Annotated in this window: 9 protein-coding genes; 3 read left to right on the top strand and 6 right to left on the bottom strand. The window is 60.2% G+C overall.

What is annotated here, in order from left to right:
- Positions 1-126 precede the first annotated feature (126 nt).
- Positions 127-483, top strand: coding sequence for a DUF6124 family protein (locus tag PMI37_RS13840; RefSeq protein ID WP_008081761.1), 357 nt, complete (start codon positions 127-129; stop codon positions 481-483).
- Between the two features lie 261 nt (positions 484-744).
- Here PMI37_RS13840 and PMI37_RS13835 read toward each other — a convergent pair whose 3' ends face one another.
- From PMI37_RS13835 to inhA, 3 genes are all read right to left on the bottom strand, one after another.
- Positions 745-2,310, bottom strand: coding sequence for a methyl-accepting chemotaxis protein (locus PMI37_RS13835; protein WP_008081760.1), 1,566 nt, complete (start codon positions 2,308-2,310; stop codon positions 745-747).
- Positions 2,311-2,412: 102 nt separating this feature from the next.
- The gene (locus PMI37_RS13830) at positions 2,413-3,204 is read right to left on the bottom strand and encodes a CPBP family intramembrane glutamic endopeptidase (protein ID WP_008081759.1); all 792 of its coding nucleotides are present in this window, start codon (positions 3,202-3,204) and stop codon (positions 2,413-2,415) included.
- 210 nt (positions 3,205-3,414) lie between these two features.
- The gene (inhA, locus tag PMI37_RS13825) at positions 3,415-4,101 is read right to left on the bottom strand and encodes an isonitrile hydratase (protein ID WP_008081757.1); all 687 of its coding nucleotides are present in this window, start codon (positions 4,099-4,101) and stop codon (positions 3,415-3,417) included.
- Between the two features lie 89 nt (positions 4,102-4,190).
- Between inhA and PMI37_RS13820 the strand changes: the two genes are divergently transcribed.
- Together PMI37_RS13820 and PMI37_RS13815 are read left to right on the top strand one after the other, a co-directional pair.
- The gene (locus PMI37_RS13820; RefSeq protein WP_008081755.1) at positions 4,191-5,174 is read left to right on the top strand and encodes a GlxA family transcriptional regulator; all 984 of its coding nucleotides are present in this window, start codon (positions 4,191-4,193) and stop codon (positions 5,172-5,174) included.
- Positions 5,175-5,250: 76 nt separating this feature from the next.
- On the top strand, positions 5,251-5,883 hold the full coding sequence (locus PMI37_RS13815; RefSeq protein ID WP_008081754.1) for a hypothetical protein: 633 nt from the start codon (positions 5,251-5,253) through the stop codon (positions 5,881-5,883).
- Here the strand turns inward: PMI37_RS13815 and PMI37_RS13810 are convergent.
- The 3 genes from PMI37_RS13810 to PMI37_RS13800 form a co-directional block, all read right to left on the bottom strand.
- Positions 5,855-6,244, bottom strand: coding sequence for a hypothetical protein (locus PMI37_RS13810; protein WP_008081752.1), 390 nt, complete (start codon positions 6,242-6,244; stop codon positions 5,855-5,857). The two genes, PMI37_RS13815 and PMI37_RS13810, sit on opposite strands and share 29 nt — an antisense overlap.
- A 392-nt stretch (positions 6,245-6,636) precedes the next feature.
- On the bottom strand, positions 6,637-8,463 hold the full coding sequence (locus PMI37_RS13805; RefSeq protein ID WP_008081750.1) for a glycoside hydrolase family 15 protein: 1,827 nt from the start codon (positions 8,461-8,463) through the stop codon (positions 6,637-6,639).
- The gene (locus PMI37_RS13800) at positions 8,456-9,256 is read right to left on the bottom strand and encodes a glucose 1-dehydrogenase (protein ID WP_008081748.1); all 801 of its coding nucleotides are present in this window, start codon (positions 9,254-9,256) and stop codon (positions 8,456-8,458) included. Before PMI37_RS13800 ends, PMI37_RS13805 begins: the two co-directional genes overlap by 8 nt.
- Positions 9,257-9,505 lie beyond the last annotated feature (249 nt).

Below are 9,505 nucleotides of genomic sequence, written 5' to 3'. Positions count from 1 at the left end.
GAGCTGCCGCAGGCTGCGATCTTTTGATCTGTTTTTTAACAATCAAAGGCAAGATCAAAAGATCGCAGCCTGCGGCAGCTCCTACAGGGTGTCATTCTTTCGCAGTGCCTTGAGGAGTTTCAGTTGATGTCCGAAACCAACAAACCGTTGGTCACAGACCCGGTATCGCCCTACGAATCATTCAATTCCAGAAAACTCCACGAAGCCGCCGAACGCGCCCTTGATCATTACCTCGCGCCCGCGCAGATCATGGCCACGCCCTACAGTCCAAGCAGCATGTTTAGGGTCAACCCACAAACCGATACTGAATCGTTGCTGGCAAATGCTTGCGAATCTCTGGCCTCGGCGACGGTCATGCTCGGTGATTTCGCCGGGGCGCTGGAAGGCCCCAGCCGCAATACTTTGCTAGGGATTGCGCAAGTGGTGATGTTGGGGGAGTTGGCGGTGAATCAGGCGTTGGATAACGTTATGCCTAAAGGATAGACGCCAACCGTTCTGGCCCCATCGCGAGCAGGCTCACTCCTACATGGTGCAGCGGTGATCACAGGTTATGTGTTCGACGATTATCCCTTGTAGGAGTGAGCCTGCTCGCGATGGCGGTCTGCAGGGCACCATCTATTCCAGGCAACAAAAAAGCCCGGACAGCTTTCGCTTGTCCGGGCTTTGAGGATCAAAAGATCGCAGCCTTCGGCAGCTCCTACAGGGATCGATGTAGGAGCTGCCGCAGGCTGCGATCTTTTGCTTTTAGCGGTTAAACCGCTCCACCAACGAGTATTGCGTGTTGGCAGTCTTGGTCAGCTCTTCACTCAACAACGCCGAGTTATGCGCCTGTTCCGAGGTCTGATCCGCCAGCTCCGAAATATTGCTGATGTTGCGGCTGATCTCTTCAGCCACCGCACTTTGCTCTTCCGTCGCCGCAGCAATCTGCGTGGTCATGTCGGTGATGTTGGCCACCGCTTCACTGATCCCGACCAACGCCTGATCCGCTTCCAGCACCCGCGCCACACCTTCTTCGGCCTGGCGATGCCCGGCTTCCATGGTCTGCACGGCACTCGAAGCCGTCTGCTGCAACTTGGCGATCAAGGCGTGAATCTGCCCGGTCGATTCGCTTGTGCGTTGCGCTAACTGGCGAACTTCGTCAGCCACCACGGCAAAACCACGGCCCATTTCACCTGCACGTGCGGCTTCAATCGCAGCGTTGAGCGCCAGCAGGTTGGTCTGATCGGCGATGCCTTTGATCACATCAACCACGCCGCCGATTTCGTCGCTGTCCTTGGCTAATTGGGTCACGGTCAGGCCGGTTTCGCCGACCACCACCGACAAGCGCTGAATGGCTTCGCGGGTTTCCCCGGCGATGTCACGACCACGACCGGTCAGGCGATTGGCTTTCTGGGTGGCGTCGGCAGTGCGCTGCACGTGGCTTGCCACTTCCTGAGTGGTCGCGGCCATCTGGTTGACGGCGGTGGCGACCTGTTCGGTTTCCACGCGCTGACGTTCCAGGCCGCTGGAGCTGTTGTGCGCCAGGGCGTCGGACTGTTTGGCCTGATCAGTCAGGTGTTCGGCGGTGTCCTGCAGACGGGTCAGGCAGGTTTTCAGGCGGGCTTCCTGGCTGAGGATCGACATTTCCAGACGCGCCTGGGCGCCACGGCTGTCGGTGTACATCTGTGCGATCAACGGGTCGGAGGTGGTTTGCTCGGCCAAACGCAACAGGCGCTTGAGCCCGCGTTGCTGCCATTGCAGGCCCATCAGGCCCAGTGGCACCGACAGACCGGCGGCGAGGGCAAAGCCCCACTGCGAGTTCAGGGTGGCGCCGATCACGAAGCCCAGTTGGCTGACCAGAATGAACGGCAGCCAGTCTTGCAGCACCGGCAGCCATTTGTCGCTGGAAGGGATCGCCGACTTGCCTTGGTTGATGCGTTGGTAGAGCGCTTCGGCGCGGCGGATCTGTTCGGCGGTGGGTTTGATCCGCACCGATTCGTAACCGACCACCTGATTGCCGTCGAACACCGGTGTTACATAGGCGTTAACCCAGTAATGGTCACCGGTCTTGCAGCGATTCTTGACAATGCCCATCCATGGCAAGCCTTGTTTCAATGTGCCCCACATGTGCGAAAACACCGCAGCCGGGACGTCGGGGTGACGGACCAGGTTGTGCGGCGCACGGATCAGTTCTTCTCGCGAAAACCCGCTGATTTCAACGAACGCATCGTTGCAGTAGGTGATCACGCCCTTGGCGTCGGTTGTGGAGATCAACCGCTGCTGAGCCGGGAAAGTCCGTTCGCGTTGTGTAATGGGCTGGTTATTACGCATGGTTTTTCAATCCGCAAGGCTTTGAAAGGTTGTCGGCGGTGACAGCTTTTTATTGAAATTTTTTTTCAATAATCGGCACAGCGTCGCAAAACGGCGCTTGCTTCAGCCAGCGAGCATCGGATAGGTGAACAGGCCGAAATGCAGCAGATTCAGCCCGAAGTGCGTGGCGATGGCCGCGCCGAGCCCGCCAAAACGGTAGGCCAGACCATAGCCGACACCCGCCAGCCCTGCCAGCAACACCCAGGTCCAGCCTGCGCCGGCATGCGCCAGCGCAAACACCAGTGACGCCAGCAGCAGTGCGAGGTTTTCACCGTAAGGCAGATGTTTGAAGTGGCGACTGAGACCGCCCTGTATATAGCCGCGAAACAAGGCTTCCTCGACCAGCGTTACCAGCAGCAGGTTGTTCAGCACCCACAACCACGATTGATCCGGCCACTTCGGCACCCAGGCGATCACGCCGAGCAACATGGCGCCGCCGAGCGCGAGGATCACGCTCAACGTCAGGGCGAGGGCGGTAGCGTACACCGTCAGGCGCAAGGAACGCCGCGCGACGATCCACGGGCAGACCAGCAACAGCCAGAAGCCAATCAGCGGTTTGTCGAGATTCATGTACATCGCGAACGGCACGGCGTCGTCGGTGAAACGCTGCGGGTCGATTGCCCGGCCATTGGAAAAACCCGGCAGCCAATGCAGCGCCAGCGCCACAGCGAGAACGACAAACAGGCCATGACCGAGAAACCGTGCGACCGGTACTTTTTGCAGATTCACGGCGAAACCGGCGAACACCAGCAGCCCAATGGAGATCAGTGCCAGCCAGCCGAGTTGGCCGTAGCTCAGTGCCAGGCCGTAGCCGAGGCTGAGAAGTGCCAGATAGAGCCATGGCAACGCCTTCATCGAAAGTCCCTGTGGAAAATTGTGGAAGGGCTTTCTACACGGGTGAAGGCGTGGGGACAAGTAATGCTGCGGCGGTAAACCGGGACAGATACCCATGACGCACCACCTGTAGGAGCTGCCGAAGGCTGCGATCTTTTGACGTTGGTTTTTCAAGATCAAAAGATCGCAGCCTTCGGCAGCTCCTACAGGGTTTTGTGCAGGGATGAAGATCTAGTGCAGGTTGAGTCTGGCGGCGGCGCGTTCGGTGATTTCCGTGCGCAGCTTCAGCGACGGCGCAGCACGCAGGCGGGCCTCAGCGACAATCGCGCTCGGCGCAACGTCCGGGCTGCCCGCGTTGAACGGCGGCGCTGGGGCGTATTCCAGTTGCAGCTGGATCAGTTGCGCCGCGTCGGCACCCACCAACTCTTCAGCCAGCACCAAGGCAAAATCAATCCCCGCCGTGATCCCGCCGCCGGTAAACAGGTTGCCGTCACGCACGACCCGATCCTTCACCGCAATCGCGCCGAGCGTTGGCAGCAAATCGTGATAAGCCCAGTGCGTCGTCGCGCGTTTACCTTGCAGCAGACCCGCCGCGCCCAGCACCAGCGAACCGGTGCACACCGATGTTACATAACGCGCCTGGGCCGCCTGGCGTTTGATGAAACTCAGCGTTTGCTCATCTTCCATCAACGGCCCGACACCGCCACCGCCCGGTACGCAGATCACATCAAGATCAGGGCAATCCTCAAACGTCGTGGTCGGTTTCAGCAGCAGGCCGGTGCTGGCAGTGACCGGCATCAGATCCTTCCAGATCAAATGCACCTGAACGTCCGGTAACGACGCGAGCACGTCATAGGGCCCGGTCAGGTCGAGTTGCTGAACCTGCGGAAACAACAGAAAACCGATCTGCAGCGTCATTGTTCTTGCTCCATGAAAAGGGGTGGACGGCTTCACTGTAGGCGCGTAGGTTCTGGCGTATACGCCAATAACCCCACGAATTACGCCAAATGCCCAAAGCCATCCACGTACTCGCGTTCGCCAACATGCAGATCCTCGACGTCACCGGGCCGTTGCAGGTGTTCGCCTCGGCCAACGACCTTGCCCGTCAGCGCGGCTTGCCCATTCCTTATGCGCCGAGCGTGATTGCCAGCGGCGGCGGGGCGGTGATGTCCTCGGCAGGCTTGGCGGTATTGGCCGAACCCTTGCCACAGGAACCCAGCGACACATTGATCATCGCCGGTGGCTGGGGCATTTATCCCGCTGCTGAAGATATGCCGCTGGTGGATTGGGTGCGCGAACACGCGGCGAAATGCCGGCGCGTGGCCTCGGTATGTACCGGCGCATTTCTGCTGGCGGCGAGTGGCTGGCTCGATGGCCGGCGCGTGGTTACGCACTGGACGCGTTGCGAACAATTGGCGCAGCAGCATCCCAATCTTCAGGTCGAGGCCAATCCTATCTTCATCAACGACGGGCCGGTGTGGACGTCGGCCGGGGTCACCGCCGGAATCGATCTGGCATTGGCGATGGTCGAGGAAGATCTCGGCAGCGACATCGCGCTGGATGTCGCCCGGCATCTGGTGGTGTTCCTCAAGCGCCCGGGCGGGCAATCGCAGTTCAGCGTGACCTTATCGCTGCAAAACCAAGGCAACCGTTTTGATGAGCTGCACGCGTGGATCGCCGAAAACCTGACCTGCGATCTTGGCGTGCCGACCCTCGCCGAACAGGCCGGCATGAGCGAACGCAGTTTCGTCCGCCACTACCGCGCCGACACCGGCCAGACTCCGGCGCGGGCGATTGAATTGATCCGGGTCGAGACGGCGCGGCGGCTGTTAAGCGACACCGGGCTGCCGGTTAAACGCATTGCGGCCAATTGCGGGTTTGGCAGTGAAGAAACTTTGAGACGCAGTTTTCTACGCGCCATCGGCGTGACACCGCAGGCTTATCGCGAGCGCTTTTCGGTCAGTGCTGCAACAGAACCAGTATTACCTTGAGGGTTTCCTGCGGTGCTTCCTTCGGGTTCAGATAGACTGCGCAGCTTATTCTGCCGACCGACTTCAAGGACGATGCATGTCACGCAAATCGCTGTTTGCTCTGCTGGTACTCATCGGGATGCTGGCCGGTTGCGCTTCGCCGCCACCGTCATTGCCGGACACCCCGCAACGCCGTGAGTTGATGGAGCGCATGTTTGCCAAGTCGACGATCATGCTGTCGCTCAAGGAACTCGACGCACACGCTGCCGCCGAGCCGGGTGGAGCAAAGCGCCAAGTCTCTGCAGATGAGGCAGTGGCCAGCCATAAGAAACAAATGAGTGTCGACCTGCCCGCCGCCTACTGGGCGCAGCGACGTACAAACCTTGCGCAACTGATCGATGCCAGGGCCAAGGGCGAGGCCATTGGTCTGGCGGCTTATAAAGAGAAGTACTTCGAGCAATTGTCCCAGGCGACGACGCCTGTGCTCACGGCTCTGGCCAATGCGCCGAGGATGGACGCGCTGCCGGAGTTTGCGCTGGTGCTGCCCAACGATCATCAGCTCAGTTACTTCTACCTGATGACCGTCGCGGATGAGACGTTCTGGGAAATTGAGCAGTTTTACCAGCACATGGCCGATCTGGATGCCCAGTACGGCGTGTGCGCGCTGTACCCGGATTGCTACCGACCGGACTTCCGCACGGCTAAGCCTCGGCTTCCGCCACCTGATTGAAATACTTGCTCCGATCCGGGGTAAACGTCACCCGCATCTTCGTCCGCGAGCACGTCAGCGAGCGCTCTTCACGCAAATCGATATCCAGATTCTCCCCACGCAAACCTTGCCACTGGGCGAGGTATTTCAGCGAGCCGTACTTTTCATTCTTTTTCAGGCTGCGACTGACGCCACCTTTCCAGCCGAGCACCGGCAGTTCGTCGGCGAGGCAGCGTTGGGCGAGGTCGGGGAAACGGGTGGCGCGCTGGCGGCCGATTTCCCAGCATTTGATCAGGCCTTGGTCGGCGGCTTCCCAGAGTTGGCTGCGAGTGAGGCCGCTGCGCAGGGGCAAGTCGATGGCGCGCTGGACGTGGTGGGTCATTCCGGTTCCTTGAATTCGGGTTTTATTGGACAGCTCCGCTGTGCCCGTTGCGGTGGATGGTAGGGGGCGATGTAACAGCTGGCAACAGGGTATTTCCGGGTGTGACCGCGAGGTGCGGGGGAGGGTGGACGCGGCATATGTTGACCACCTGTAGTCCATTGCCATGCGAATTTGTGGCGAGGGGATTTATCCCCGATGGGCTGCGCAGCGGCCCCAAAGTCAGAAAATTCGGTACTTCCGGGGGAATTGGTTGGAGGATTTTGGGGCTGCTTTGCAGCCCATCGGGGATAAATCCCCTCGCCACAGGGGGGGGGGTGACACATCATTTTTTGGTGCGTAAGTCCTACAAACGCGGGTGTTTATGGGCAATTTCCTACAACCCCTGGCGAACTTTACGGCTGCCACTCACTCTTTTCCCCACTCAACTTGCGATCCAGAAAACTCGCCGCGCTGATCAACGCCAGATGCGTCAGCGCTTGCGGCGTATTGCCCAGATGCCGGCCATGGCTGTCGAACTCCTCGGCGTATAAACCCAGCGGGTTGGCGTACCTCAGCAATTGCTCAAACTCCAGATGCGCCTTTTCCACCTGCCCGGCCCGGGCCAGGCATTCGACGTACCAGAACGAACACGCGGCAAACGCGCCTTCGGTGCCGGACAGCCCGTCAATGTTCACGTCATCGTTGCGATAGCGGTAAACCATGCCGTCGCGCACCAGATGCTTTTCAATCGCCGCAAGCGTCGACAACCAGCGCGGATCCTTGGCGCTGACAAAGCGCACCAGCGGCATCAGCAGCATCGAACCATCGAGCGCGGTGCCGCCCTTGTACTGGACGAAATGTCCGCGCTCTTCATCCCAGAAGTTGTCCCAGATGTCGGCATAGATCGCCTGTCGTGTCTGATCCCATTGCGCAAACGGCGCCGGCAGCGAGCGTTTTGAAGCCAGACGGATTGCCCGGTCCAGCGCCACCCAGCACATCAATCGTGAATGCAGAAAGTGATGCTGTTCGCCGCGCATTTCCCAGATGCCGACATCAGTCGTCTGCCACGTTTCACAGACTTGATCGACGACTTCGCGCACATGCTTCCAGCCCTCATGGGAAATCGCGTCGCCGTATTTGTTGACCAGATACACCGCGTCCATCAACTCGCCAAAGATGTCGAGCTGGATCTGATCGTAAGCGCCATTGCCGATGCGCACCGGTTTTGCGCCGCCGTGTCCTGACAGGTGATCCAGTTCGGTTTCCGGCAACTCCTGTTGACCGTCGATGGCGTACAAAATGTTTAGCTTCATCGGTTGCCCGTGGCAATCGCTGACCCGCCCGCGCAGCCAGCCCATGTAGGCGTTGGCTTCGCCGACAAACCCCAGGCGCATGAACGCATACACGGTAAACGAGGCGTCGCGAATCCACGTGTAGCGGTAGTCCCAGTTGCGTTCGCCGCCGGGGGTTTCCGGCAGGCCGAAGGTGGCAGCGGCGAGTATCGCGCCGTGTTTGCGTGAGGTCAGTAGCTTGAGAGCGAGGGCCGAGCGATTGACCATTTCTCGCCAGCGTCCGCGATAGATCGACTGGCCGAGCCAGTCACGCCAGAACTTCAGCGTACGTTCCATGCACAGTTGCGCGGCGCCTTCTCCGAAGCGTGGATCGTCCTCGCCACCGAGCAGAAACGCGGCGGTTTGATCCTGCTTCAACGTGAAGGAAGCGACCGCCGCCCCGGTATCAATCTGCAGCGCCTGATCCGAGGCCAGGCGCAATGACGGCTGACCCTCGGCGCTGAAAATCACTGTTTGTTCGTCCATCCGCGCGCGCGTGTCAGCTCGGGCGTAATCGTGGCGCACCGCGCAGCGCACGTGAAACGTCGCCTCGCCGCTGACCACCCGCACCCGGCGCATCAGCAGTGGCAAATCATCCTCGCTGTCGCCCACCGGCAGCAGGTCGGTGACTTCAACCACCGCGCGCTCACTCAGCCAACGGGTTTGCATCACGTTGGTGTCGGGCAGGTAAATTTGTTCGCGACGGGCATCGGGCAAGTCCGGTGTGATCTGAAAAATCCCCGCGTCGGGCGTGTCCAGCAACGCACAGAAAATTGACGGACTGTCGAACTCCGGCCAACAGAAAAAATCCACGCTGCCACGATCGTTGACCAGCGCTGCACTGCGCATGTCACCGATGATGCCGTGGGCGTCGATGGGGCTTTGTCGTTCCAGGTGATGCTCAGCCATTGCCGCGAAACTCCGGATAGAGGCTCATGCCGCCGTCGATGAACAGGGTGGTGCCGACTATGTAATCGGAGGCGTCGGAAGCCAGAAAAACCACCGCGTTGGCGACGTCTTCGGCATCGCCGATGCGGCCGTAGGGAATGAGTTTGAGCAGCTCTTGTTCAGCATCGCCGGTGGTCGCCGAGACATTGATCGGCGTGCGAATCGCCCCCGGTGCGATGCCGTTGATGCGAATACGTTGATGGCTGACTTCCTGCGCGAGGGTCTGCATCAACTGATCGACACCGCCCTTGGACGCTGCGTAATTGACGTGCCCGGCCCACGGAATGCGCTGGTGCACCGAGCTCATGTGAATGATCTTGCCCGCCGCGCGGGACACGCCTTCACGCACACCCTGGCGATTGAAAATCCGCAGCGCGGCGCGGGCGCAGAGGAACTGGCCGGTGAGGTTGACGCTGATGACCGCGTTCCAGTCATCCAGCGACATATCCACAGCGGCGGCGTCTTTTTGCAGGCCGGAGTTGGCGATCAGGATGTCCAGCGAGCCGAAGGCGTCGAGGGTCTCGGCGAACAGCCGTTCGACCTGATCTTCTTTCGACACATCGGCACCGATGGCCAGCGCTTGCCCACCGTCGGCGATGATCTGGCGGGCCAGTGTTTCGGCCGGTTCTGCCTGACGGTTGTAGTTGATGACCACGGCGGCGCCGGCAGCGGCGAGGGCTTTGGCGGCGGCGTGGCCGATGCCGGAACTGGCGCCGGTGATCAGGGCAACCTGGCCGGTGAGGGAGATGTGCATGCAGGGTCGCGCCTTGAGTGAGGGCTTATTAAGCTGACCGGCGGCCTGCCAATAGAGTTCATTCCAGTGGGTTTTGTGGTGAGCGCTCGGGTCTCATCGCGGGCAAGCCCGCTCCCACAATGATCGATGTTGTGCCCGAATTTTATGTCCACCCTATTCCCTGTGGGAGCGGGCTTGCCCGCGATGGGGCCTTCACATTCCACCAACAATTGCGCGCTTCCACGCCTCCCGACGCTATGGCAACGTGGC

It is taken from the genome of Pseudomonas sp. GM80, assembly GCF_000282515.1.
Taxonomy (GTDB): domain Bacteria; phylum Pseudomonadota; class Gammaproteobacteria; order Pseudomonadales; family Pseudomonadaceae; genus Aquipseudomonas.
The sequence above is the reverse complement of the archived record's forward strand: the minus strand, read 5'-3'. Positions and strand labels throughout refer to the sequence as shown.

Bases quoted from the DNA above. Each gene is read 5' to 3' on its own strand.
- PMI37_RS13840 (WP_008081761.1), top strand. From the start codon at position 127: ATGTCCGAAACCAACAAACCGTTGGTCACAGACCCGGTATCGCCCTAC.
- PMI37_RS13835 (WP_008081760.1), bottom strand. From the start codon at position 2,310: ATGCGTAATAACCAGCCCATTACACAACGCGAACGGACTTTCCCGGCT.
- PMI37_RS13830 (WP_008081759.1), bottom strand. From the start codon at position 3,204: ATGAAGGCGTTGCCATGGCTCTATCTGGCACTTCTCAGCCTCGGCTAC.
- inhA (WP_008081757.1), bottom strand. From the start codon at position 4,101: ATGACGCTGCAGATCGGTTTTCTGTTGTTTCCGCAGGTTCAGCAACTC.
- PMI37_RS13820 (WP_008081755.1), top strand. From the start codon at position 4,191: ATGCCCAAAGCCATCCACGTACTCGCGTTCGCCAACATGCAGATCCTC.
- PMI37_RS13815 (WP_008081754.1), top strand. From the start codon at position 5,251: ATGTCACGCAAATCGCTGTTTGCTCTGCTGGTACTCATCGGGATGCTG.
- PMI37_RS13810 (WP_008081752.1), bottom strand. From the start codon at position 6,244: ATGACCCACCACGTCCAGCGCGCCATCGACTTGCCCCTGCGCAGCGGC.
- PMI37_RS13805 (WP_008081750.1), bottom strand. From the start codon at position 8,463: ATGGCTGAGCATCACCTGGAACGACAAAGCCCCATCGACGCCCACGGC.
- PMI37_RS13800 (WP_008081748.1), bottom strand. From the start codon at position 9,256: ATGCACATCTCCCTCACCGGCCAGGTTGCCCTGATCACCGGCGCCAGT.